Genomic DNA, 24045 nt, shown 5'->3' with positions numbered 1-24045 from the left:
CCCTTTCACCGGAGCGCGCGACCCAGCCCAAGGCGCCGCGGAACCGGCTTTGCCGGGCCGCCAGCGCCGCCCCCTTGAGGGGGTCGCGCGTAGCGCGACGGGGGTGCTTCCTAGCTCTTCCAGCGCAAGGTAAAGCGTGTGGTCATGGGCGGCTGGCCCGTGTCACGCTCGAAACCTGCGCCCATCTGTTCGGCGAGGCGTTCGACCAGGCGCAGGCCCAGTCCCAGACCGGAGGTGTCCGCGGGCGCCAGTCGCGCGCTGCCGGGTGGGCTGGTGTCCAGCGGCAGCGGGCCGCCGCGCTGGCCGTCGTCACTGACCGAGACGCCCACCTCCTGCGGGGTCTGCCAGACCTCGACACACACCTGGGTGCCACGCGGGGTATGGCGCAGGGCGTTCTCGATCAGGTTGCGCAAGGCCAGCTCCAGCAGCATGGGTTGCACCTTGACCTCCACCGCGGTCGCGGGCTGCACCAGCGACAGCTCGTGGTCGGTCTCGTAGCCCAGCTGCGCGTGCCGGGAGATCAGTTCGCTGGCGACCGCGCCCAGGGCGACGGTCTGCGCTGCGACGCCGTCCGGCCCGTTGCCGCCGGTGCGCTGCGCGCGGGCCAGGTCCAGCAGCTGGGACAGGATGCGTCCGGCGCGCAGGGCCTCCTGCTCCAGCTGGGCCAGTTGTTCACGCGTTGCGCCGTGCTGCGCCGCGCTGGCCTGCAGGGCAATGGCCGACAGCGGGGTGCGCAACTCGTGCGCCACGTCGGAGGCGAACTCGCGCTCGCGCTGAGCCCGGGTCTGCAATGTGTCGACCAGGGTGTTGATGGCCGCCACGGTGCTGAAGAATTCACGGAAGCGGTGCTGCGTGTCCAGCCGCTGGCCGGCAAAACCGTCCAACGCCTCGACCTCGCTGGAGAGGCGGTCGAGCGGGCGCAGGCCACGCCGGATGGTCCACCACAGCACCAGGGCCACCAGCGGCAGCACCAGGATCGCGGGTTGCGCCACGTGCTCGGCAATGTCCTTGCCGAGCTCGAAGCGCTTGTCCATGTCCATCAGCGCCAGCACGCGGCGCTCGCGCCCGCCCACGTTCAGCTGCACGCCGTAGGAGCGCCATTCCCCCACGCCGTGTTCGGTCTGGAGCGTCACGGTGGAGAACCCGTGCGGGGGCATGTTGCTCAGGTTCAGGCCCGGCGCCATGCGGTGGGTGTCGGTCAGCAGGCGGCCGTTCTCCCAGGCCAGCACGGCCACGTCCTGCATGTACTCGTGATCGATCCCGGCCGATTCGGGGATGCTGTTCAGGGTGGTCCCGGTGGGCGCCGCTTCGAGCCACAAACGGGCCACCCCCACCAGTTGCCCATCGGAGAACTTGCGGGTCTCACGGAACCCGGTGGCCGCGGCCACGGCGATCAGTGTGAGCCACACCACCAGCAGGGCGCCCAGCGTCCAGCTCAGGATGTAGCGGCGCAGCACGGGCTGGCGCGCGGGCCGCGGCACGGAGGCGAGGTTCACGCCGCGTCCGCCTTGCCCGGTGCCGGGGCGGCCTCCACCTCGCGCGGGATGAAGTAGCCCACGCCGCGCACGGTCTTGATCAGCGCGTCGCCCAGCTTGCGGCGCAGGTGGTGTACATGGACTTCGATCGCGTTGCTCTCCAGCGACTCGCCAAAGCCGTACAGCGCCGACTCCAGCCGCGATTTGGACAGGACCTGCGGGCGCGCCTGCAGCAGCGTGAGCAGCAGCGCGAACTCGCGCCCGCCCAGGGCCACCGGCTGGCCCGCGCGTTCGACCGTGCGGTTGGCCGGGTCGAGCACCAGGTCGCCGTGCTCGATCACCGGCTTGCTGCGCCCGCTGGCGCGGCGCAGCATGGCGCGCAGCCGGGCCAGCAGCTCGTTGGCGTCGAAGGGTTTGACGATGTAGTCGTCGGCGCCGCTGTCCAGCCCGCTGATGCGGTCGCTCACGCCGTCGCGCGCGGTCATGATCAGCACCGGCATGTCGCTGTGGGGCAGGGTGTGGTGTCCGGCGGCGGGTTCGCGTTGGCGGCGCAGGCGCGCGAGCAGGTCCAGCCCGTCGCCATCGGGCAGGCCCAGGTCGAGCAGCATGACGTCGAACGGTTCCACCGAGAGCGCCGCCCAGGCCGCGTCCAGGGTCTGGCACACGTCCACCGCGTAACCGGCCTGACGCAGCGACACCGTCAGGCCGCTGGCGATGCCGGGATCGTCTTCCACCACAAGTGCACGCATGTCAAAGGAGGGCTCTGGGCCCTGGTGAAAAAGAAGTCATTATCCGAAGCGCGCTTAAGCACCCCTTAAAGCGGCCCACCGATGATGGTGCCCCATGCATGCCCCCACCCACAACCCCTCCCTCGCGGCGGCACGCCCGCCGCTCCCCCGACTGCTGCAGGCCTGGGCCGCCATGTTGCTGCTGACCCTGGGCTGGGATGTCTCGGGCGCCGACCTCGCCGTCATGCAGGCCATCGGCCACCCCGACGGGTTTGCCTGGCGCCACCAGTGGCTGCTGGAGGTGGTGTTGCACGATGGCCTGCGCCGGGTAGCGCTCGGCTTGTTCGCCCTGCTCGGGCTCTGGGCGCTCTGGCCCGCCCGGCCCGGGGGCGTGCGGCCGGGGCTTGCGCGGCGCGAGCGGGTGGTGGTGCTGTTGCTGGTGCTGCTGTCGCTGCTGGCGGTGAACCTGGTGAAGTCCAGCAGCCGCACCAGCTGCCCCTGGGAGCTGCAGCTGTTCGGCGGCCACGCCAGCTATGTGTCCCACTGGAACCTCTGGGTCGGGGATGGCGGTGGTGGCCGCTGTTTCCCGGGCGGCCACGCTTCCAGCGCCTTCGCCTTCCTGGCACTCTGCCTGCCCTGGCTGGCACCGCCACACGCCGCGGCCCGCCCGGCGCGGCGCGGCTGGGGTGTGCTGGGCGCCGTGCTGCTCGTGGGGCTGGTGGCGGGCGCCACACAAACCCTGCGCGGCGCACACCACCCCAGCCACACGCTGTGGACGCTGCTGATCTGCGGCGGGGTCAGCCTGGCGGGCTGGTACACGGCGCGACCCTGGATGGCCGCGGGCCGGCGCGAAGGACGCTCAGCCTCTCAAGCCGCGGAGCCGTCGCCGTAATAGCCGCGGTACCAGTCCACGAAACGCTGCACGCCCAGCTGCAGCTCGGTGTGGGGCCGCACACCGAAGCCCTGTTCGAGCGCGGTGGTGTCGGCCCAGGTTTCGGGCACGTCGCCCTGCTGCATGGGCAGGAAACGCTTGATGGCCTCGATGCCGGTGGCCTTTTCGATGCAGCCGATGAAGTCCAGCAGGCTCACCGGCGCGCTGTTGCCCACGTTGAGCACGCGGTGCGCCGCCGCGCCCGCGCTGGCCACCGGCGGCACGGCCATCACCTTGACCACGGCATCGATCACGTCATCCACATAGGTGAAGTCGCGGCGCATCTGGCCGTTGTTGTAGACGTCGATCGGCTGCTGCGCCAGGATGGCGCGCACGAACTTGAAGATCGCCATGTCGGGCCGGCCCCAGGGGCCGTACACCGTGAACAGCCGCAGCGCCGTGGCCGGGATCTGGTAGAGGTGGCTGTAGCTGTAGGCCATCAGCTCGTTGGCCTTCTTGCTCGCGGCGTAGAGCGAGATCGGCTGGTCGGTGACCTGGTCCTCGCGCAGCGGCATCTGGCGCGACGCGCCGTAGATCGAGCTCGACGAGGCGTAGACCAGGTGCGGCACGGCGCTGTGGCGGCAGCCTTCGAGCACGGTGAGCATGCCGGCCAGGTTGCTGTCCAGATAGGCCATGGGGTGGTCCACCGAGTAGCGCACGCCGGCCTGGGCCGCCAGGTGCACGACGCGCTCGAAGCGGTGCGTGGCAAACAGCCGGGCCATGGCGTCGCGGTCGGCCAGGTCCAGCGCGTGGAACACGAAACCCGGCTGCGCCTGCAGCTGCCGCAGGCGGGCCTGCTTCAGGCTGGGTTCGTAGTAGGCGTTCAGGTTGTCCAGGCCGTGCACCTGCAGCCCCAGGCCCAGCAGGCGCTGGCTCAGGTGAAAGCCGATGAAACCGGCGGCGCCGGTGACGAGCACGGGGCCAACGGCGTGGGGAGTCGAAGCGGTCATGGCAGGACCCCGCGCGTCACGGGGCGGTAAACAAAACGTTGGGCCTTGCGCGGGCTGCCACAGGCGCTCGCCAGGGTGTCGGGCCCCAGCAGCACCCATTCTCGGCGGTGCGCCTCGCCCAGCGAGACGGCGCGGCTCACGTCGAAACAGCTCAACTCGGCGTCGGTGGGCACGAGCAGGTGGCGCCCAGGCGCCTCGCGCATCCAGATCCAGGCGTTTTTCTCCTGCTCGGCCAGTGGCGCCAGGTAGCTGAAGTGGGTCAGCGGCCGCTCGGCAAAGAGCAGGAACTGCTCCTTGAAAAAGAGCAGGCCCAGCTCGGCGCTGGCGGGCAGCCGCTGCTCCACCTGCTGCATCAGGCGCTGCGGTGTGCGGTACGGGTCCACCAGCGGCCAGACCAGCAGCGAGACAAACAGCCAGACCGCCAGGCTGCTGGCCGCCAGCCGCACGAACAGGTCGGCGCGGCGCAGCCACAGCAGCAGGGCCAGCCACGCCAGCCCGAGCCCGATCAGCGGCCAGGCCACCGCGCCGAGCAGTTCGCTGTAGTCCTGCAGCCGCGCCGGCAGCCGGTGCGGGGCCAGCAGCAGGGCAAGGCCCAGGCCGGCGAGCAGCACGGCCAGCGCCATCAGCAGCCACTGCAGGACGGTGCCGATCTTCCAGGCCAGTGCGCGTTCGCGCACCTGCCCCCAGAGCACCGCCACCACCAGCGACAACAAGGGCAGCGCCGGGAAGATGTAGACCTCGCGTTTGCCCGAGCTGAGCGAGAAGAACAGCAGCACCAGTCCCACCCAGGCCAGCAGCACGCGCAGCTTCGGGTCTTCCCGCAGAAGACCCGCCAGCGGCCGCCAGAACACCAGCATCAGCAGCGGCAGCGGGAACCACACGGTCGGAATCGCCTGGGTGAAGAAGTAGTGCCAGGGCTTGACGTGGTGCCAGGCGTTCACGAAACGTTCGCCGGTCTGGCGGAACAGCAGGTCGTTCCGGTAGGCCACCATGGTGTCGGTGCCGACGCTGTGCACCTGCCAGAGCATCGGCCCCAGCCAGAGCGCGATCACCGCGAGCATCACCGGCAAGCCCAGCAGCAGCCTCCAGCTCCAAACCGGAGCGGCACCGTCGACCGGGCGTTTCACCCAAAGCGCCAGCGGCAGCAGCATCAGCAGCGGCAGGAAGCCGACGCCCTTGGTCATGATGCCCAGGCCCATGGCCACCCAGCTCAGGAAATACCAGCGCCAGTGCGGCCCGGTCAGGAAATGGCGCAGCAGGCCATAACAGCCCAGCGTGATCCAGAACGTGACCAGGGCATCCATCTGCGCGGCCTTGCCCTGCAGCAGGAACTGCGGCGTGAAAGCCAGCACCAGCACGGCGAACAGGGCGGTCTGCGCATTCCACAGGCGCCGGCCCAGGTCGTGCACCAGCCACAGGGTGCCGATCGAGGCCAGCGCGCTGGGCAGCAGGAACGACAGCTTCAGGTTGCCCAGCAACCCGTAGAACAGGGCGCTGAACCAGAGGAACACCGGCGGCTTGTCCGGGTAATACTCGCCGCCCCGGGTGGGAAACAGCCACTGGCCGCCCTCCACCATCTCGCGGGCGATCTGAGCGAAGCGGGGCTCGTCGGCCGGCCAGGGGTAGCGCAGGCCGATGCCGGCCAGCAGCACGAGGGCCGTGGCCGCCAGCCAGAACAGCGTCTGGCGGCGCACAGTGGTGTCAGACGTCATGGGTGTTGCGCTCCATCAAGCCTGCAACGCCATCCGTCCCAGGCAGCCGCGGAACCGGCTCCGCCGGGCCGCTGGCATCGCCCCCTGGAGGGGGTGACGCCGCAGGCGGCGCGGGGGTGACTTTCAATGCTTCCAGCCGCTGCTTGAAACCGTGGTGGTAGAGGTACCAGGCCAGCACGCTGGAGCCCACCAGCAAGGCAAAACTCATCCAGATCTTCGAGCTGTCCTGCAGGGCCACGCCGCGCCCGGCGTAGCTGAACAGCAAGGACTGCGGCAGGTACCCCGGCAGGCTGCCCAGGAACACCCCGCGCCGACTCAGGCCGGCGAGCGCCGCGGCCACGTTGGTCGCCAGATTGCTGCCCACGGGCATGAGCCGGATGATGCAGATCCAGAGCCAGGTGTCTTCGGCCAGCACCCGGCGCAACAGATCGATCCGGTCGCCATGGCGCTGGCGCATCCAGTCCAGGCCCATCTGACGCACCACGGCGATGGTCAGCAGCGCGCCAAACCCGGTGAGCAGCGCACTGACCACCCCGCCCGCAAAACCCCCGAGCAGGTACCCGCAGCTGAAGGCCAGCACCTGGCGCGGGCCACCCGCGGCCGTGTAGAGAATGCCGCCCAGGGCGAACACCGGCCAGGCCACGGCCCAGTGCTGCTGGAACAGCTGGCGCAGCAGGTCCTCTTCAGTGAACGATCCCCACCAGCCGTAGTGCAGGGAGACAAAGGCCAGCGTCAGCACAGCCGTCAGCCCCAGCGGCTTGACGAGCAGTTTGGCGCTAGATTTCACCGATGGTTTCCACCTGAGCGACCACCGCTTGCTTGCTGCGCCGGGTCAGCCAGCGCACGCCGAACATGTCGACGATGCCCACCCACACGCGGTTCCAGGCGGTGTACTTGGACACCCCGGCCGTGCGGTGGCGGTGGTTCACCGGCACCACCGCGATGCGGCCACCCAGGCGGCGCACCAGCGCGGGAATGTAGCGGTGCATGTGGTCAAAGTAGGGCAGCCGCAGCCAGGTCGCGCGCGGAATCAGCTTGAGGCCGCAGCCCGTGTCGGGCACGCCGTCGTCCAGTATCTGGCGACGCACGGCGTTGGCGATCTTCGACTGGATCTTCTTCCACTCGGTGTCCTTGCGCTTGTGGCGAAAGCCCGCGATGCAGAAATGCTCGCCCCCCGCCTCCAGGGCCTGCGCCTGGCGCAGCAGAGCCGGGATGTCGGCCGGATCGTTCTGGCCATCGCCGTCGATGGTGACCAGGTAACGCCCCCGGGCGTGCCGGGCGGCGGTGGACAGCGCCGTGCTCTGGCCCACGCTGGCCTGGTGCCGGATCAGCTGGGCGGCGGCGCCCAGCGCGGTGCAGCGCTGCACGAACTCGGCCGCCGTGCCGTCGCCACTGCCATCGTCCACCAGCACGATCTCGAAACCGCACACGGGCCGCAAAGCCTCCACCACCTCGGTCACGAGCTGGCCGATGTTGCCGGCCTCGTCCTTGGCCGGGATCAACACGGAGATCAGGGGGGTGGCGCTGGACGGCGCCGCAAGGCTCGCCGCCGGGCTGGGAGCTGACATGTTCTGGGTCACCATTCAGGAATCATCTGGGTCTGCTGCCGGTCAGCAACAGCGGCGCCCGAGGGAAAACCCTGACGCCTTGCGATTATCGGTAAGCTTTCTTAAGCATCTCTTAAGAAAAGTCGCCGGTCGTCCATTTTCACCCACCCGGTTCGGTGGTTGTTTGCGTTCGACCTACCAGCCCAGCCCGATCTTCAGCGGCAGGTACACCAGCATGCCGGCCACGATGGTGCCCAGCACGCCGCGTTTCCAGACAAACCAGGCCACGCCGGCGGCGGCGGCAAACAGGCGCGCGTCCTGCCAGGTGTGGATGATCTGGCCCTGCGTCATCACGATCTCCGGAATCACCACCGCCGACAGAGCGGCGATGGGCGCGTACTTCAGGCCGCGCTGGGCCCAGTGCGGCAAGGTCCAGGGCTTGCTGGAGATCAGGAAGAAACCGCGCGCGACCACCGTGACGACGCCCATCGCCACGATGGTGAGCAGAGTCCAGGGGTTGAGGTCAAACATGCCGCCCTCCTGGCGCGCTGCCACCCGATGCCCGGCTTTCGATGATCAGGCAGATGGCCACCGCGCTGGCGATGGCCACCAGGATGTTGAGCTTGAGCGGCAGCGCCCAGGCCGCCACCGCCGCGGCTCCGGCCACACCGGCCGAGACGATGCGCAGCGGTGAGCTCGCCAGCGAACTCAGCACCCCCAGCAAGGCCAGGATGCCTGCAAAGCCCAGGCCCCACGCGGTCGGGATGGCGTTGGCCAGCAGCACCCCGACCACACTGGCCAGCATCCAGGCCACGTAGTTCACCGCGCAGTTGCCCATCAGGTAGGCCTGCTGGCGCGCCAGTTCTTCCGGCGTCTGGCCCGGCTTGGGGAAACGGCGGGCAAAAAACACATAGCTCAGATCGCCGGTGACATAGCCCGACACCAGCCGCTGCCAACGCGGCAGATGCATCAGATAGGGCCGCAGATGCGCCGAGAACACCATGAAGCGCAGGTTGACGCAGAACGCCGCGGCCAGGATCACCCACAGCGGTGCGCCCGCCGTGATCATGGGCACGGCGGCGAGCTGGGCGCTGCCGGCGTAGACGATGAGCGTCATGAGCAGCGCCTCCAGCACCGACAGGCCGGACTTGACCATGGCCACACCGGTCATCAGGCCCCAGGCGGCGATGCCCATGGCTACCGTGGCCTGATCGCGCACGCCCTCCCGGAATTCCACCCGCTGGCGGTGCTCGCGCAGGTAGAACACGCCGAGTCAGCCCACCACGCTCTGCGGGGCCACGCCGTCCAGAACCTGCCCGGCTTCGAGGGGAAAGCCGCGCAGGAAGTCGGCCACACCCAGACGCTTGCCGCCCGCGCGCTGCAACTCGGTGAGCACCAGCACACCCTCGCCGGTCATGACACGGATGCCGCCCGCTCCCACGGCCAGCACCTGCCCCGGCGTGCCCGCGGCCGGCGCCGGGCCCGCTTCGGCGTGCGCCGCCCACAGCTTCACCGGCTCACCCGCCAGGGCGAAGGACGCCCCTGGAAACGGGTTGAAGGCCCGCACCCGCCGCGCAATGACGGCAGCGGGCAGTGACCAGTCGATGCTGGCCTCGGCTTTTTCGATCTTGTGGGCATAGCTCACGCCCTCGGTTGGTTGGGGCACCGGGCGCAAACCGCCGCAGGCGGCCAGTTCCAGCGCCTCCACGATCAGCCGTCCGCCCAGTTCGGCCAGGCGGTCGTGCAGCTCGCCCGTGGTCTCGGCCTCGCCGATGGGCAGGCGCTCCACCAGCAGCATGTCGCCGGTGTCCAGCCCGGCGTCCATCTGCATGATGGTCACGCCGGTGGCCGCGTCACCCGCTTCGATGGCCCGGTGAATTGGCGCGGCGCCGCGCCAGCGCGGCAGCAGCGAGGCATGGATGTTGAGGCAACCCAGGCCCAGACCTGAAGCGCTGGCAGCCCCCATGGCATCCAGCACCCACTGCGGCAGGATGAGGCCGTAGGCGGCCACCACCATCGCATCGGCCCGGGCGGCCACGATGGCCTCGCGCGCCGCAGCCGCGTCCTCGGGGTATCGGCCGTCCAGCCGCAGGCTGCGCGGCTGGGCCACGGGCATGCCCTGCGCCTGGGCGAACTGCTTCACCGCCGAGGCCTGCAGCTTCATGCCCCGACCGGCCGGCCGGTCGGGCTGGGTCAGCACCAGGGCGATCTCGAAGCCCGCCGCGTGCAGGCGCTCCAGCGCCACCCGGGCGAAATCGGGCGTGCCCGCGAAAATGACTCTCATGGGCTCACAGTCGTCACGACCGCTCCATGTCACGCTGGGCCTTCACCAGCTTGTTCTTGATGCGGTTGCGCTTGAGGGGGGACAGGTATTCCACAAACACCTTGCCCATCAAGTGGTCCATTTCGTGCTGAATGCACACGGCCAGCATGCCTTCGGCCTCGATGATGCGCGCCTCACCCTCGCCGTCGAGGGCGCGCACCCGCACCGCCACCGAGCGCTCCACACCGTCGTAAATGCCGGGCACCGAGAGGCAGCCTTCTTCGCCCTTACGGGTTTCCGGGCTGGCCCACTCGATCTCCGGGTTGATCAGCACCAGCGGCTGGTCGCGCGTCTCGCTGACGTCGATCACGACGAGGCGCTCGTGCACGTCCACCTGGGTCGCGGCCAGGCCGATGCCACTGGCGTCGTACATGGTGGCGAACATGCGGCCGATCAGCTCCTGGATGCGATCGTCCACCGCCTGGACAGGTTTGGCCACGGTGTGCAGTCGCGAATCGGGGTAGCGCAGGATGTTGAGCAAAGTCGGCGAAGTCATGGTCGGTCGCGGCCACTGGGCATCGGAAATGGGAGTCAACCCGGCGGGCCGATGGTGCGGCGCGGCGACCGGGTTACGGTTTGTCGCTATTTTCGCCACTTTTGAACCGGGGCGTGAGACTCGAACGCCATAAACATTGCCTAATCAAGGGCTTGGGCGCAAAATCAAATGCGAATTGTCAAGTCAAAAGCGCGACCGCGCTGGTACCGCCACCCCCTTTGCGGGCAAGGTTCGGGCAGCGGTGGCGACTGCCACAGGGCCCACACATGCCATTGAAAACCTGCGCGTCCGCCAATTTCCACCCGATTCAGACCCTGCGCCCGCTGGCCTGCGCCGTCGCCGTGTTCGCCACGCTGGCCAGCGCAACGGCCTGGGCCCAGAACCATCCGATCACGCAAGACCAGCGCGCCACCGCCAACCTGGTGGCCGAGTCCGGCGTGCCGCTGCACGAACTGGCCCCCAACGCGCCCGACAGCCACACCGTCAAACGCGGCGACACCCTGTGGGGCATTTCCAGCATCTTCCTCCAGAGCCCCTGGCGCTGGCCCGAGCTCTGGGGCATGAACATGCAGGACATCCGCAACCCGCACCTGATCTACCCGGGCCAGGTGCTGTACCTCGACAAGTCGGGCGGCCGCGCCCGCCTGAGCACACGCCGCCCCGGTGACAACGGTGAGCCGCAGACCGTGCGCGTGTCGCCGCGCACGCGTTACGAAGGCCTGTCCGAGTCCGCCATTCCCCCGATTTCGCTGCAGGCCATCGAGGCCTTCCTCACGGAGCCTCTGATCGTGGACGAAGCCACGTTCGCCCGGGCGCCCCGGATCGTGGCCGCGAAAGACAGCCGTGTGCTGCTCAGCCGTGGAGACCGTGCCTATGCGCGCTCGTTCTACGGCGACAACGCCCAAACCGAGGTCGAGCCCCTGAGCACTGCGTCGGGCCAACCGAGGGATTACCGGGTCTTCCGCAACGCCGTTCCGCTCAAGGACCCGAGCACGGGTGAAGTGCTGGCCTACGAGGCACAGTACGTCGGCAAGGCCTTCATCGTGCGTGGCGAGTCCCGCCAGGCGGCCGCGGCGGCACCGGCCAAAGTCCAGCCCGCCCAGCCCGCGACCCAGGACGTCTACACCCCGCAGTTCGAACGCACCGCGGCCAACATCGAGCGGGACAAGCCCGCCGCCAGCGCCGCCGCCCCCGCCAAGCCCCCTGTGGGCGAGATCGTGCCGGCGACGATCGACATCGTCTCGGCCAAGGAAGAAATGCGCGTGGGCGATCGCCTGCTGCCCGAGCCGCCACGCGAGTTCCCGCACTACGTGCCGGCCGCGCCGAGCAGTACCCAAACCGGCCAGATCGTTTCGGTCTACGGCAATGCGGTCACGTTTGCGGCACAGAACCAGGTGGTGGCCATCAACCGGGGCCGCGAACACGGCATCGAGCGCGGCCATGTGCTGGCCCTGCTGAGCGACAGCAACACCCTGGTCGACAAGACCGACGACAGCCGGCCAACCCTGCGCCTGCCCGGCGAACGCAATGGCCTGATGATGGTGTTTCGGACCTTCGACAAGGTGTCCTACGCGTTGGTGCTGCAGATCGCCGATGGCGTGAAGGTGGGCGACCGCTTCACCAACCCCTGATCCGCGCATGAGCAGGGACGAGCTGGCCGCATGGTTGCGGCTATTGCTCACGCCCGGCGTGGGCCCGGAGCATGCGCGCAAACTGCTGAGCGCCTTCGGCCTGCCCGAGGCGGTGTTCGAGCAGTCCGTCAGCGCACTGTCGGTGGTCGTGCCAAGCAGGCTCGCGCAATCCCTGCAGACGCCACCCGAAGATCTGGAAGCCCAGGTGGATCGGGTGATGGCTTGGCTGGCGGCGTCGACGGATCGCCACGTGCTGACGCTGGCCGATCCGCGCTTTCCGCCTGACCTGTTGCAGATCGCGGACCCGCCCTTGCTGCTGTACGTACAGGGTCAACCCGAGGCGCTTCGCCACCCCCGCCGGCTGGCCATCGTGGGCAGTCGGAATCCCACGCCGCAGGGCGAAACCAACGCGCGCCAGTTCGCCTTTGCGCTGGGCCAGGCCGACGTGTGCGTGGTGTCCGGCATGGCCCTGGGAGTGGACGGGGCCGCACACACCGGCGCCCTGGACGCCGGTGCACCCACGGTGGCGGTGGTCGGTACCGGGCTGGACCGGGTCTACCCCAAACGCCACCTGGCGCTCGCCCACCGCATCGCCGCACAGGGCGCCATCGTCAGCGAATTCCCGCTGGGCACGCCACCGCTACCGGCCCACTTCCCGATGCGCAACCGCATCATCGCCGGGCTGTCGCAAGGCACGCTGGTGGTGGAAGCGGCCGTGCAGTCGGGCTCCCTGATCACCGCGCGGCTGGCGGCCGAGCAGGGCCGCGAGGTGTTTGCCATCCCCGGGTCGATCCACGCGCCGCAGTCGCGTGGCTGCCATGCGCTGATCCGGCAGGGTGCCAAGCTGGTGGAATCGGCGCAGGACATTCTGGAAGATCTGCACATGGCCGAGGCGCCGACGGCGCCCGAGACCCCGACACCGCGCCCGGACAGCCTGCTCGATGCCATGGGCTACGACCCGGTGAGCTTCGACGCGTTGCAGGCCCGCACCGGGCTGGACACCGCCACCTTGCAGGCCCGCTTGCTGGATCTGGAGCTGGACGGCGAGGTGAGTCGCATGCCCGGTGGCTTGCTGCAGCGAATCGGGCAAAGCTGAGCCATCAAAACCAAGAGGGTTTCGACGCGCAATGTCTCAACCCAGAATGCCGCGGAACCGGCTCCGCCGGGCCGCTGGCATGGCCCCTTGAGGGGCGGAGCTGGCTCACAGAGTGAGCCAGCAATGGGGGTGGGGTGGTTAGCCGAGCAGTCTCTCGGGGTTGGCGTCGAGCTTGGCCAGCGCGTCGCGGGTGGCCCGCACCGTGAGCGCCTCTTCCTCGCTGGGCACCAGCAAACCGGCCTGCAGGTAGGCCGCAACCCGGTTGGACTGGACCAGGAAACAGCGTCCGCCGTTGGTGACGAACATGAACAGCTGACCACGCTCGCTGCGCCAGGCCAGTTGCACACTGTTGAGCTTGCCGTTGTGGTCCAACCCGAACCAGGAACCGATCTGCAGCTCCACCGCCCAGGCGCGCATGGCTTCGTTGGGCTGGCTGCCGCCCTGGTTGATCACCTCGATGTTGCTGGCGTCCACGCCGGTGATCATCTCGATGCTCTCGTTGTCCAGATCCAGATCCCCCATGCCGTTCTCGGGGATGTAGTCTTCCAGGTTCGCTAACCGGTCGGACAGGAGGTCCAGGCTTTCCTGGGAGATCGGTTCGGTGCGCGACATGAACGCATCGGCCAGCGTATCGCTGACGGACTTGATGTGCTGGTCCTGCAGCCCGGGTGGGTACCCGAGCAACCCCATGCCCTGGCGCAGGCGCTGCAGCAGGCTCGGCAGTTGCTGGATCACGCGGGCGCGGTCGTTGCGATTGGGCTTGGCGCTGGCCGCCCACAGCAGATCAGTCGCCACCTGCTTGAGCGAGGTGGTTTCTTCGTGCTTGAGGCCGTACTTGACGCTGGCCACCGCCAGCACGTCCACCCAGACCTTGAACAGGAAGTCCCGCACCTCGTCGCGAACCGGCACCTCATCGAGCAGCTTGCGCAGCTCGATGGTGTACTGGACCGACAGGGTTTCTTTCTGCTCCACCTGCTGCGCGACGCTGACGAAGCGGCTCGCACTGCCGTTTTCACTGAGGTAGGTGGAGAGGAACTTCTGGAACTCGTCGAGCACCAGCTGGAACACCCGCCGACCGGTTTCGGGGTACTGCTCGATCACCTGCACCACGCGTTTGATCTCGGCCTCCAGGGCGGCCGATCCGACGTTGGACTCGAAGCCCAACACACAGGAGCCCATGCGGTCGATCAGGCGCCGCGCGGGGTGCTGCAGGGCGCTGAAAAACTCGGGTTCGGCCAGCGCCACGCGCAACACCGGGATCTGCAGCCGTGCAAACCAGACCCGCACGCTCGGCGGGATGCGCTCCTCGGCCAGGATGCTCTGGAACATCAGCGCCACCACCTCGATGGTGGCCTTTTCGGTCGGTGTGGAGGCCGCTTCCTTGAGCTCGGTCGTGCGCTGGCGTAGCACCCTGGCAGCCTGTTCCACATGCGTGGCGTCCATGTAGGCCACGCCTGCACCAGCGTCCCCCGCGTTGGACACGCCGGCATTGATGTTGATCATCGGCAGCGGCTGCTCCATGGCCTGCTGAAGCCCCGGGGACGGCGGCACCAGCTGAGTGGCTTCGAAGTCGCTGCCCACCTTGTCCATCAGCATGCGCTTGAGCCGACCCATCACCCCTTGCGCACGCATGCGGGCACGGGCCAGCGGCGACGCACCGGTCATCATGCGGGTTTCGTCGTGAACACCCATGCTGGACGACGACATGCTCCCATGTGAGGAGCTCGGTGGGCCGCTGCGGCCTGAATCGGTCGCGGCACCACCCGGGCCCCAACGCGCCGGGGAGGAACCAGGCCCCTGACCCGCACGCCCCTGCGCATCGGGGGCAGCGGCGCTCCTGGGCACCGGCGGGGTCGCCGAGCGGCCGCCCGGTGTGCGTTTGACCAGCGCCTGCAGGTCGATCTCCTTCATGACACCGCTGGACACCAGGAACTCGTTGGTGGCCTTGTAGGCCTCGAGCAGCTTCTTGGCCATCAGCGGCGCCAGCGCGTCCTGCACCAGTTGCCAGCTTTCGCGGGTCATGTGCACGTCGAGCCACTGGTCCACCAGGATGCGGGCCGTGACGTCGGGCAGCAGCACGTCGCCGCGCGGCAGCTCCTGGCGTTTTTCCAGATGCTGGATGCGCAGGCGCAATTCGTTGAGTTCGGTGGAGGCGAGATCCAGCACCCGCATGGCCAGCCGCGAGGCCATGATCTGGTCGTCCATGACCCCTTCGGCCATCAACTCCAGCCGGCCCGGGGTGCTGACCTCGTGGCCCGACTGGCTGAAACGGGGCAGCAGGGTGCGCTGCAATGCCTTGCGGCTCTGGTTGAGCCAGGCGGTCTGGTTTTTCTGAAAGGCGGTCCAGGCATCGCGGCGCTCCTGCATTTCGCGCGCCGGGCCGGCCTGATCAAGGATGGTGGTGAGCCGGGTGTCGCAGGCCTTGACCAGTTCGGGAAGGGCGCGGCCCACCTGAACCACGAAGAGTTCACGCGCCTGTTTGGCTAGGGACGAGACGTTCTGATCGGGTGACGACACAATGTTTTCAGTATGACACGAAAGCACTCAGCCGCTCAGCCCCGCGGGCCCTCGCATACCCGCAAGCCCAGGCTTGTTCGCGCTTATACGACAGCACCCGCGTTGGGATCATCGGGATCACCTTCCTTGCGGCTGCCTCCGCCCTTGATCAGGTCCTCGCGCTTGATACCCAGCCACATCGCGATGGCGGCGGCCACGAACACCGACGAATAGATGCCGAAGAGAATGCCGATGGTCAGCGCCATCGCAAAGTAGTGCAGCGTCGGGCCACCGAACAGCAGCATCGACAGCACCATGATCTGGGTTGAACCGTGCGTGATGATGGTGCGGCTGATGGTGGAGGTGATGGCGTGGTCGATGATCTGAGACGTGGTCTTCTTGCGGTGCCGGCGGAAACTCTCTCGGATCCGGTCGAAGATCACCACAGATTCGTTGACGGAATAACCCAGCACCGCCAGCACCGCGGCCAGCACCGCCAGCGAGAACTCCCACTGGAAGAAGGCAAAGAACCCCAGGATGATGACCACGTCGTGCAGGTTGGCGATGATGGCCGACACAGCGTATTTCCATTCGAAACGGAACGCCAAGTAAATCATGATGCCGACGACCACCATGGCGAGCGCCTTGAGACCGTCTTCCACCAGCTCCTGCCCCACCTGCGGCCCCACGAACTCCGAGCGGCGCAACGCCACCGCCGGGTTCTGCGCCTTCAGTGCGGCCAGCACAGCCTCACTCTGTTGTCCCGAGCTCTTGCCCGCCTGCACCGGCAGGCGCAGCAGCACGTCGCGGGCGGAACCGAAGTTCTGCACCGGCACCTCGGCATAACCGAGCGACTCCACCACCTGGCGCACGGCGGCGAGGTCGGCCGGCTGCTCGTAGGCCACCTCCATGACGGTGCCACCGGTGAATTCCACCGACAGGTTCAGGCCCCGGGTCACCAAGAAGATGACGGCAGCGACGAAGGTGATGGCCGAGATCGCGTTGAGCACGATGGCGTGCTTCATGAACGGGATGTCGCGGCGGATGCGGAAGAGTTCCATGCTGCTTTACCTTCAAGTCTTCAGTCGGCCTTGGCGACGGCGTTGGCGGCGTCGGGGCGCCAGACGGTGCCGATGGACACGGTCTTGAGCTTCTTCTGACGACCGTACCAGAGGTTGACCAGTCCGCGCGAAAACACCACCGAGGAGAACATGCTGGTGAGAATGCCGATGCAGTGCACCACCGCAAAACCGCGCACCGGGCCGGAGCCGAAGATCAGCAGGGCCACGCCCGCGATCAGGGTGGTGACGTTGGAGTCCAGGATAGTGCCCCAGGCGTGTTCGTAACCGGCGTTGATGGCCGACTGCGGCGATGCGCCGTTGCGCAGCTCCTCGCGCACGCGCTCGTTGATCAGCACGTTGGAGTCGATCGCCATGCCCAGCGCCAACGCCATGGCCGCGATGCCTGGCAGCGTCAGCGTGGCCTGCAGCATGGACAACACCGCCACCAGCAACACCAGGTTGAACGCCAGCGCCAAGCTGGAGAACACGCCGAACAGCATGTAGTAGACGCACATGAAGACCACGATCACCGCGAAGCCCCACATCACGCTGTTGAAGCCCTTGGCGATGTTTTCAGCACCCAGGCTCGGGCCGATGGTGCGCTCCTCAATGATCTCCATGGGCGCGGCCAGTGAGCCGGCGCGCAGCAGCAGCGCGGTGTCGCTGGCCTCCACCGTGGTCATCGCACCCGAGATCTGCACCCGGCCACCGCCGATTTCGGTGCGGATCACCGGGGCCGTCACCACCTCGCCCTTGCCCTTTTCGAACAGGATGATGGCCATGCGTTTGCCCACGTTGTCGCGCGTGACGTCGCGGAAGATGCGCGAGCCCTTGGCGTCGAGCGTCAGGTGCACCGCGGCTTCCTGGGTCTGGCTGTCGAAGCCGGCCTGCGCGTCGGTGAGGTTCTCGCCGCTGAGCAGCACCTCGCGTTTCACGATCACGGCCCGGCCGCTGCGCTCGGGGTAGCGTTCGGAACCGAACGGCACCGCGCCGGTGCCGCGTTCGGCGGCCAGGCCCTCGGCGCTTTCGTCGACCAGGCGCACCTCCAGGGTGGCGGTGCGGCCCAGGATGTCCTTGGCCTTGGCGGTGTCCTGCACGCCGGGCAGCTGCACCACGATGCGGTCGGCGCCCTGCTGCTGGATCACCGGCTCGGACACGGCCAGTTCGTTGATGCGGTTGTGCAGGGTGGTGATGTTCTGCTTGAGCGCCTGGTCCTGCACCAGCAGCGCCGCCGCCGGTTTGAGGGTCGCCACGACGCGGAACTCACCGCCCTCGGGCGTGAGCACCGGCTGCAGATCGGGAAACTGGTCCTGGATCACGTTCTGCGCCGCCTGCGCCGTGGCTTCATCGCGTGCGCGCAGCTCAATGGTCTGGCCATTGCGGCTGACGCCGCCGTGGCGCACGCCCTTTTCGCGCAGGGCGGAGCGCAGGTCGGCGGCCAGCACGTCGGCACGCCGCTGCAGGGCCGCGGGCATGTCCACCTGCAGCATGAAATGCACACCGCCGCGCAGATCCAGGCCCAGGTACATGGGCGCAGCGTTCAGGCCGGCCAGCCAGGCGGGCGTGCGCGGCAGCAGGTTGAGCGCGACCACATGGCTCGGGCTGGTCGGATCGGGGTTGAGCGCCCGCTCCAGCGCGTCGCGCGCCTTGATCTGGTCGTCGGTGGTCTCGAACCGGGCCTTGACCGAGTTGCCTTCGAGCTGGATCAGCGACGGCGTGAGCCCCTGGGCGGCCAGCGCCTGCTCGACCTGGGTGACCGTGGCCGCGTCCACACGCACCGTGGCCCGCCCCGCCGACACCTGGACGGCCGGCGATTCACCAAAGACGTTGGGCAGGGCATACAGCAAACCGATCACCAGCGCGAAAGCGATGATCAGGTACTTCCAGAGCGGATATCGGTTCATGAGAAGGCAACCAAGGTGGCTTGAGGGGTAGCAATCCGTGAATGCGGCGGAACCGGCTCTGCCGGGCCGCCCGCATTGCCCCCTTGAGGGGGTGACGGGCCACGCAGTGAGCCCGGCGCGGGGGTGTTACTTAATAGTGCCCTTGGGCAGCACCTGCGTCACGGCCGAGCGTTGCATCTGGACTTCCACGCCATTGGCGAGTTCCACACCGATGTAGATGTCACCGATCTTGGACACCTTGCCCAGGAAACCCCCGGCGGTCACGACTTCGTCGCCTTTGGCCAGGGCCTCGACCATGGCCTTGTGCTCTTTCTGCCGCTTCATCTGGGGGCGGATCATCACGAAATACAGCACCACGAACATCAACACCAGAGGCAGCATGCCCATGATGGTGGATTGGGTATCGCCACCGGTGGCGGCCTGGGCGTAAGCGGAAGAAATGAACACGGACGGTCTCCAACAGGTTCAGGTGCACAACAGCGCCAAAGGCCCGGCGGCCCCGTGGGGCAGCGCCAGGCGCTTTGAACTCAACCGGCGATTGTATGTTGCGGGGGTCGCGATCAGGCGGCCCGGGTCACAGAGGCCGTGGGGGGCTGGCGCCATTGCGCCATCAGGCCGCTCCAGCGGCTGCGCGCGGCCGCCAGATGACGTTCCTTCACATGGCCGAACCCCTTGATCTGCTCCGGCAGGTTCGCGATCTCCAGCGCCAGCGCGTGGTTGTCGGCGTTCAGGCCCTGCAGCAACTCTTCCACACAGGCCCGGTACTCACCGATCAGGGCCCGCTCGGTGCGCCGCTCCTCGGTACGGCCGAAGATGTCCAGCGCCGTACCCCGCAGGCCCTTGAGCTTGGCCAGCACGCGGAACACGGTGAACATGGCCGGGCCGAACTTCTGCTTGACCAGCTCGCCCTTCTCGTTCTTCTTCGCGATCAGCGGCGGCGCCAGGTGCACCTTCAGCTTGAAATCGCCCTCGAACTGGCTGGCGATCCGGGCGTGAAACGCCGGGTCGCTGTGCAGGCGCGCCACCTCGTACTCATCCTTGTAGGCCATGAGCTTGAAGAGCTGGCGCGCCACGGACTCGGTGAGCACGGTCTTGCCCAGCGGCGCCTCGACCACCCGCACCTTCTCCACGAACCGCTGGTAGTCGGCGGCGTAGGCGGCGTTCTGGTAGCCGGTCAGGAACTCGACGCGGCGCGCCACCAGACCATCCACCGTCTCGCGCTTCTTGAACTGGATCACCTGCGCACCCGCGCCCGCCGGCACCAGCAAGGCGGCCAGCGCTTTCGGGTCGTGCGCGGCGCGGCGGCCCCATTCGAACGCGGTCTTGTTTTTTTCCACCTGCACGGCATTGAGTTCGATGGCGCGCATCAGCGCGTCGTGCCCCAGCGGCACCCAGCCGCGCTGCCAGGCGTAGCCCAGCATCATGGGGTTGGTGTAGATGCTGTCGCCCATCAGCTTCGTGGCCGCGGTTTCGGCGTCGAACACGCCCACCTCGTCCGCGCCCAGGCTGCGGGTCAGCGCGTCCACGCAGGCCTGCGCCGGGTTCTGCCAGTCCGGGTGGGTCACGAAGGCGGCCGTGGGCGTGGCGCTGGCGTTGAGCGCCACATGGCTGCGCCCGGCGCGCAGGCGCTGCCAGGTTTCCTTGTGCGCGGCGACGATGGGGTCGCAGCCGATCACGAGGTCGGCCGAGGCGGCCGACACACGCGTGGTGCGGATCGCATCCTGGTGCGCGCCGATCAGCACGTGGCTCCAGGTGGCGCCGCCCTTTTGCGCCAGGCCCGCCGCGTCCTGCGTGACGATGCCCTTGCCTTCGATGTGCGCGGCCATACCCAGCAGTTGGCCGATGGTGATGACCCCGGTGCCACCAACCCCGGCGACGATGATGCCCCAGGCCTCGGTGTCGAGCGCGGGCAGGGACGGCTGCGGCAACACGCCACCGGTCCATTCCAGACCGCCGGTTTTCTTGTCTTTCTTGCGCAGCTGGCCGCCTTCCACGGTGACGAAGCTCGGGCAGAAGCCCTTGACGCAGGAAAAGTCCTTGTTGCAGCTGCTCTGGTTGATGGTGCGCTTGCGGCCGAACTCGGTCTCCAGCGGCTCCACCGACAGGCAGTTGCTCTGCACGCTGCAGTCGCCACAGCCCTCGCACACCAGCTCGTTGATCACCACGCGCTCGGCCGGGTCCACCAGGGTGCCGCGCTTGCGGCGGCGGCGTTTTTCGGTGGCGCAGGTCTGGTCGTAGATGATGACCGTGGTGCCCTTGATCTCGCGGAACTCGCGCTGCACCGCATCCAGCGTGTCGCGGTGCTGGATCGCGATGCCACTGGGCAGGCCGCTCACCGAAGCGTATTTCTCCGGTTCGTCGGTCACGATGGTGATCTTCACCGCGCCCTCGGCGCGCATGCTCTGCGCGATCTGCACCACGCTGTGGCCCTCGGGCCGTTCGCCCACCTGCTGACCTCCGGTCATGGCGACGGCGTCGTTGTAGAGGATCTTGTAGGTGATGTTCACACCGGCGGCGATGCTCTGGCGGATCGCCAGGATGCCGCTGTGGAAGTAGGTGCCATCCCCCAGGTTGGCGAACATGTGCTGGTCATGGGAAAAGGGCTGCTGACCGATCCACGGCACGCCCTCGCCGCCCATCTGGGTGAAGCCCACGGTGGCGCGGTCCATCCAGATGGTCATGAAATGGCAGCCGATGCCGGCCATGGCGCGCGAGCCTTCGGGCACGCGGGTGCTGGTGTTGTGTGGGCAGCCCGAGCAGAACCAGGGCTGGCGCTCGGCGCCTTCGACGCCCTTGGTCAGCAGCGTCTGCATCGACTGCTCCTGCGCGGTGTAGATGGCGAGCTGCGCGTCGATGCGCGCCTGCACGTCCTCGGGCAGGCCCAGCTTGCGCAGGCGACGCGCCACGGCGCGCGCGATGATGGCCGGCGACAGGTCGGCGTTGGCGCGCAGCAGGGTGTGGGCGCTCGGGTTGGGCATGCTCCACTCGCCGCCGCTGAAATCGCCTTCGACCTCGTCGAACTTGCCCAGCACGTTGGGCCGCACGTCGCCGCGCCAGTTGTAGAGCTCTTCTTTCAGCTGGTATTCGATGACCTGGCGCTTCTCTTCCACCACCAGGATCTCGCGCAGGCCGGTGGCGAATTCGCGCGTGGTCTGCGCTTCCAGCGGCCAGACCACGTTGACCTTGTGCAGACGCAGGCCGATGCGACGGCAGGTGACGTCGTCCAGGCCCAGATCCAGCAGCGCCTGGCGCGTGTCGTTGAAAGCCTTGCCGCTGGCGATGATGCCGAAGCGGTCGTTCGGGCCGGCGATCACGTTGTGGTTGAGCTTGTTGGCCCGGATGTAGGCCAGCGCGGCGTACCACTTGAAGTCGAACAGGCGCGCTTCCTGGTCCAGCGCGTGGTCCGGCCAGCGGATGTGCACGCCGCCAGGCGGCATGTCGAACTCGGGGATCACGATCTCGACCCGCTCGGGGTCGATCATGGCCGTGGCGCTGGACTCGACGATCTCCTGGATCGTCTTCATGCCGGCCCAGACGCCGGAAAAGCGGCTCATGGCGATGGCGTGCTGCCCCAGGTCCAGGATGTCCTGCACGCTGGTCGGGAAGAACACCGGCAGGCCGCAGGCCTTGAAGATGTGGTCGCTCTGGTGCGCGGCGGTGCTGCTCTTGGCCACGTGGTCGTCACCGGCCACCGCGATCACGCCGCCCCAGGGCGTGGTGCCGGCCATATTGGCGTGCTTGAACACGTCGGAGCAACGGTCCACTCCCGGACCCTTGCCGTACCAGATGCCGAACACGCCATCGAATTTGTTGGAGCCGGGGGGTGCAAAGCCCAGCTGCTGCGTGCCCCAGAGCGCGGTGGCCGCCAGTTCCTCGTTCACGCCCGGCTGGAACACGATGTTCTGTGCCTTCAGGTACGGCGCCGCCTTCTGCAAGGCCTGGTCGTAGCCACCGAGCGGCGAACCGCGGTAACCACTGATGAAGCCCGCCGTGTTCTTGCCCTGCAGGGCATCACGCTGGCGCTGCAGCATCGGCAGCTTCACCAGCGCCTGCACGCCGCTCATGAAGGCGCGGCCGTGGTCCAGGGCGTATTTGTCGTCCAGCGTGACGGTTTCGAGCGCGCGGCGGATGTGTTCGGGCAGTGGGGCGTTCATCTTGTTGTCTCCAGTGGGTGGGGGCCGCCTCGTGAGCGGATGTCAACTGTCAACAGGCCGGATCAGCCTGTTTCAGTGTGCCGCACAGTGTATGACCCGGACGCCGACAGGTGTTTGCTTTTCATGCCGAAATTTCCGCCACCAAGGAAAGATTCTTCCCCAATAATGCCGACCATGGAAACACTCGACAAGTTTGACCTCGCCATCCTGAACGAACTGCAAAACGATGGCCGCCTGACCAACGCCGAGCTGGCCAACCGCGTGGGTCTGTCGGCCGCGCCCTGCTGGCGGCGCGTACGCGCGCTCGAAGAACAGGGCTTCATCCGCGGCTACCGGGCCGAGCTCGACCGCGAAAAAATGGGGCTGGGCGTGCTCGCTTTCGTGCGGCTCGATGCCGAACGCAACAGCGGCGACGTGCTGCGCCAGATGGAAGCCGCCATCCGGGGCATCCCCGAAATCGTCTCCTGCCACTACATCAGCGGCTCGGGCACCTTCGAGCTGCAGGTGGTCTGCCCCGACCTCAACCACTTCAGCCGTTTCGCGCGCGAGGTGCTGATCAACCTGCCCAACGTGAAGGATCTGCACACCAGTTTTTCGCTCGGCGAGGTCAAGTCCGCCAGTGCACTTCCGTTGTCACACCTGTCAACCAAAAGTTCTGGCACGGCACGTTCCACGAAAACTTGAGCCCTTTTTGCAACCGCCCATCCTCGAACCTCGACCGCCGGGGGAATAAGTGACCGTAAGTGCTTGGAAAACGTGACTTTTTCCCGGATATGGGCTTGCGCCAATAGACCTCACTCCGTACCATCGGCCTCACTATAAAAGTGACCAAAGTATTCAAAGTGCTGCGGCCACGCCGGTTTTCCATCCTTGAAGGTAACGTCGTGAAAAACTCCCTGCTCCTCAAGTCCGCCCTGGCGCTGGCCATGGCGGCGCCTCTCCTGGCTTCGGCCGAGTCCCAACTGGTGACCGGTGCCGGCACCGCCACCGCCCGCCTGGACCTGCGCGTTGTGATTCCGCGCGTGCTGTTCCTGGGTGTGGGCTCCGGCGCGGCCACCCCGCTGGCCAACAATGGCAGCATCAACACGCTGACATTCGACTACTCCACCAACCCGCTGGACGTCGGCACCGGCGCTGCGGCCGCGTCCATATCGAACGACGGCCCCCTGCCCGGCGGCAATGCCGTGCCGGTGCGCGTCTTCGGCAACGATGGCCAGATCACCATCACCGCCACCAACCCGGCCAACCTGACCAGCGGCGCCGACACCATTCCCTTCACCGAGCTGTCGGTGACCACCACGAATGCGGCCCTGCCTGCTCCCGGTTTCAACGGGGGCACCAGCCTGCCCACCCTGGCCGGCCGTGTCACCAACCAGACCGCCAACTGGGAATACAGCTACGCCAACGCCACCACGCCGGCGTTTGGTACCTACTCGGGCCGAGTGACCTACACCGCCACGATGCCTTGAGCACGCAGGTCCTGCGTCGCCGACACCGGTGAGCGCCTGCGCCACCACCGGTCAAACCACGGAGGGCCTGCA

Annotated in this window: 20 protein-coding genes; 5 read left to right on the top strand and 15 right to left on the bottom strand. The window is 67.7% G+C overall.

What is annotated here, in order from left to right:
* Nucleotides 1-110: 110 nt before the first annotated feature.
* Both HTA01S_RS23270 and HTA01S_RS23265 read right to left on the bottom strand, forming a co-directional pair.
* Complete coding sequence (locus HTA01S_RS23270) at nucleotides 111-1496, bottom strand: sensor histidine kinase (protein WP_068175947.1); 1386 nt, start codon at nucleotides 1494-1496, stop codon at nucleotides 111-113.
* Nucleotides 1493-2224 carry a response regulator gene (locus HTA01S_RS23265; protein WP_068175943.1) on the bottom strand — a complete coding sequence of 244 codons (732 nt, stop codon included), beginning with the start codon at nucleotides 2222-2224 and terminating at the stop codon, nucleotides 1493-1495. Before HTA01S_RS23265 ends, HTA01S_RS23270 begins: the two co-directional genes overlap by 4 nt.
* A 94-nt stretch (nucleotides 2225-2318) precedes the next feature.
* On the opposite strand from HTA01S_RS23265, the gene HTA01S_RS23260 reads away from it, so the two are divergent.
* On the top strand, nucleotides 2319-3095 hold the full coding sequence (locus HTA01S_RS23260) for a phosphatase PAP2 family protein (RefSeq protein ID WP_068175940.1): 777 nt from the start codon (nucleotides 2319-2321) through the stop codon (nucleotides 3093-3095).
* Here HTA01S_RS23260 and HTA01S_RS23255 read toward each other — a convergent pair.
* From HTA01S_RS23255 to def, 8 genes are all read right to left on the bottom strand, one after another.
* A complete protein-coding gene (locus tag HTA01S_RS23255; RefSeq protein WP_068175937.1) occupies nucleotides 3071-4084 on the bottom strand; it encodes an NAD-dependent epimerase/dehydratase family protein in 1014 nt (337 codons plus the stop codon). The two genes, HTA01S_RS23260 and HTA01S_RS23255, sit on opposite strands and share 25 nt — an antisense overlap.
* On the bottom strand, nucleotides 4081-5796 hold the full coding sequence (locus HTA01S_RS23250) for an ArnT family glycosyltransferase (RefSeq protein WP_068175933.1): 1716 nt from the start codon (nucleotides 5794-5796) through the stop codon (nucleotides 4081-4083). The genes HTA01S_RS23255 and HTA01S_RS23250 overlap by 4 nt, the downstream gene beginning before the upstream one ends.
* On the bottom strand, nucleotides 5786-6583 hold the full coding sequence (locus tag HTA01S_RS23245) for a TVP38/TMEM64 family protein (RefSeq protein ID WP_068175929.1): 798 nt from the start codon (nucleotides 6581-6583) through the stop codon (nucleotides 5786-5788). Before HTA01S_RS23245 ends, HTA01S_RS23250 begins: the two co-directional genes overlap by 11 nt.
* Nucleotides 6573-7364, bottom strand: coding sequence for a glycosyltransferase family 2 protein (locus HTA01S_RS23240; protein WP_218017387.1), 792 nt, complete (start codon nucleotides 7362-7364; stop codon nucleotides 6573-6575). Before HTA01S_RS23240 ends, HTA01S_RS23245 begins: the two co-directional genes overlap by 11 nt.
* Before the next feature lie 174 nt (nucleotides 7365-7538).
* Complete coding sequence (locus tag HTA01S_RS23235) at nucleotides 7539-7874, bottom strand: AzlD domain-containing protein (RefSeq protein ID WP_068175926.1); 336 nt, start codon at nucleotides 7872-7874, stop codon at nucleotides 7539-7541.
* Nucleotides 7867-8610: an AzlC family ABC transporter permease gene (locus HTA01S_RS23230; protein ID WP_068175923.1), complete on the bottom strand. Its 744-nt coding sequence runs from the start codon at nucleotides 8608-8610 to the stop codon at nucleotides 7867-7869. Before HTA01S_RS23230 ends, HTA01S_RS23235 begins: the two co-directional genes overlap by 8 nt.
* Nucleotides 8611-8616: 6 nt before the next feature.
* A complete protein-coding gene (gene fmt, locus HTA01S_RS23225; protein WP_068175922.1) occupies nucleotides 8617-9627 on the bottom strand; it encodes a methionyl-tRNA formyltransferase in 1011 nt (336 codons plus the stop codon).
* A gap of 13 nt (nucleotides 9628-9640) precedes the next feature.
* Nucleotides 9641-10162 (bottom strand): peptide deformylase, encoded by a 522-nt coding sequence (def, locus tag HTA01S_RS23220; protein ID WP_068175919.1) that lies wholly within the window; start codon nucleotides 10160-10162, stop codon nucleotides 9641-9643.
* 266 nt (nucleotides 10163-10428) lie between these two features.
* Between def and HTA01S_RS23215 the strand changes: the two genes are divergently transcribed.
* Together HTA01S_RS23215 and dprA are read left to right on the top strand one after the other, a co-directional pair.
* On the top strand, nucleotides 10429-11793 hold the full coding sequence (locus HTA01S_RS23215) for a LysM peptidoglycan-binding domain-containing protein (protein WP_084236522.1): 1365 nt from the start codon (nucleotides 10429-10431) through the stop codon (nucleotides 11791-11793).
* Between the two features lie 7 nt (nucleotides 11794-11800).
* On the top strand, nucleotides 11801-12889 hold the full coding sequence (gene dprA, locus HTA01S_RS23210; protein ID WP_068175917.1) for a DNA-processing protein DprA: 1089 nt from the start codon (nucleotides 11801-11803) through the stop codon (nucleotides 12887-12889).
* A 138-nt stretch (nucleotides 12890-13027) separates the two neighbouring features.
* On the opposite strand, the gene HTA01S_RS23205 is transcribed toward dprA, so the two are convergent.
* The 5 genes from HTA01S_RS23205 to HTA01S_RS23185 all read right to left on the bottom strand — a co-directional run bounded on the left by HTA01S_RS23205 (nucleotide 13028) and on the right by HTA01S_RS23185 (nucleotide 22504).
* Entirely contained in the window at nucleotides 13028-15406 is a 2379-nt protein-coding gene (locus HTA01S_RS23205) for a DUF1631 family protein (RefSeq protein WP_068175914.1), read from the bottom strand.
* An 83-nt stretch (nucleotides 15407-15489) separates the two neighbouring features.
* Nucleotides 15490-16446, bottom strand: a complete 957-nt coding sequence (gene secF, locus HTA01S_RS23200) for a protein translocase subunit SecF (RefSeq protein WP_068175912.1) — start codon at nucleotides 16444-16446, stop codon at nucleotides 15490-15492.
* Nucleotides 16447-16466: 20 nt separating this feature from the next.
* Nucleotides 16467-18350, bottom strand: coding sequence for a protein translocase subunit SecD (gene secD / locus HTA01S_RS23195; protein ID WP_068175907.1), 1884 nt, complete (start codon nucleotides 18348-18350; stop codon nucleotides 16467-16469).
* Nucleotides 18351-18476: 126 nt separating this feature from the next.
* A complete protein-coding gene (gene yajC, locus HTA01S_RS23190; protein WP_068175904.1) occupies nucleotides 18477-18797 on the bottom strand; it encodes a preprotein translocase subunit YajC in 321 nt (106 codons plus the stop codon).
* 113 nt (nucleotides 18798-18910) lie between these two features.
* The gene (locus HTA01S_RS23185; protein WP_068175901.1) at nucleotides 18911-22504 is read right to left on the bottom strand and encodes an indolepyruvate ferredoxin oxidoreductase family protein; all 3594 of its coding nucleotides are present in this window, start codon (nucleotides 22502-22504) and stop codon (nucleotides 18911-18913) included.
* 174 nt (nucleotides 22505-22678) lie between these two features.
* Between HTA01S_RS23185 and HTA01S_RS23180 the strand changes: the two genes are divergently transcribed.
* Nucleotides 22679-23188, top strand: a complete 510-nt coding sequence (locus HTA01S_RS23180) for an Lrp/AsnC family transcriptional regulator (RefSeq protein WP_068175988.1) — start codon at nucleotides 22679-22681, stop codon at nucleotides 23186-23188.
* A gap of 200 nt (nucleotides 23189-23388) precedes the next feature.
* Complete coding sequence (locus HTA01S_RS23175) at nucleotides 23389-23973, top strand: hypothetical protein (protein WP_068175897.1); 585 nt, start codon at nucleotides 23389-23391, stop codon at nucleotides 23971-23973.
* Nucleotides 23974-24045 lie beyond the last annotated feature (72 nt).

This window comes from Hydrogenophaga taeniospiralis CCUG 15921, assembly GCF_001592305.1.
GTDB lineage: Bacteria > Pseudomonadota > Gammaproteobacteria > Burkholderiales > Burkholderiaceae_C > Hydrogenophaga > Hydrogenophaga taeniospiralis.
The sequence above is the reverse complement of the archived record's forward strand: the minus strand, read 5'-3'. Positions and strand labels throughout refer to the sequence as shown.

Excerpts from the sequence above, each read along its gene's own strand:
- fmt (WP_068175922.1), bottom strand. The coding sequence starts at position 9,627 with ATGAGAGTCATTTTCGCGGGCACGCCCGATTTCGCCCGGGTGGCGCTG.
- HTA01S_RS23255 (WP_068175937.1), bottom strand. The coding sequence starts at position 4,084 with ATGACCGCTTCGACTCCCCACGCCGTTGGCCCCGTGCTCGTCACCGGC.
- HTA01S_RS23215 (WP_084236522.1), top strand. The coding sequence starts at position 10,429 with ATGCCATTGAAAACCTGCGCGTCCGCCAATTTCCACCCGATTCAGACC.
- dprA (WP_068175917.1), top strand. The coding sequence starts at position 11,801 with ATGAGCAGGGACGAGCTGGCCGCATGGTTGCGGCTATTGCTCACGCCC.
- HTA01S_RS23265 (WP_068175943.1), bottom strand. The coding sequence starts at position 2,224 with ATGCGTGCACTTGTGGTGGAAGACGATCCCGGCATCGCCAGCGGCCTG.
- HTA01S_RS23180 (WP_068175988.1), top strand. The coding sequence starts at position 22,679 with ATGGAAACACTCGACAAGTTTGACCTCGCCATCCTGAACGAACTGCAA.
- HTA01S_RS23185 (WP_068175901.1), bottom strand. The coding sequence starts at position 22,504 with ATGAACGCCCCACTGCCCGAACACATCCGCCGCGCGCTCGAAACCGTC.
- HTA01S_RS23235 (WP_068175926.1), bottom strand. The coding sequence starts at position 7,874 with ATGTTTGACCTCAACCCCTGGACTCTGCTCACCATCGTGGCGATGGGC.
- def (WP_068175919.1), bottom strand. The coding sequence starts at position 10,162 with ATGACTTCGCCGACTTTGCTCAACATCCTGCGCTACCCCGATTCGCGA.
- secF (WP_068175912.1), bottom strand. The coding sequence starts at position 16,446 with ATGGAACTCTTCCGCATCCGCCGCGACATCCCGTTCATGAAGCACGCC.
- HTA01S_RS23240 (WP_218017387.1), bottom strand. The coding sequence starts at position 7,364 with ATGTCAGCTCCCAGCCCGGCGGCGAGCCTTGCGGCGCCGTCCAGCGCC.
- HTA01S_RS23260 (WP_068175940.1), top strand. The coding sequence starts at position 2,319 with ATGCATGCCCCCACCCACAACCCCTCCCTCGCGGCGGCACGCCCGCCG.
- secD (WP_068175907.1), bottom strand. The coding sequence starts at position 18,350 with ATGAACCGATATCCGCTCTGGAAGTACCTGATCATCGCTTTCGCGCTG.
- HTA01S_RS23250 (WP_068175933.1), bottom strand. The coding sequence starts at position 5,796 with ATGACGTCTGACACCACTGTGCGCCGCCAGACGCTGTTCTGGCTGGCG.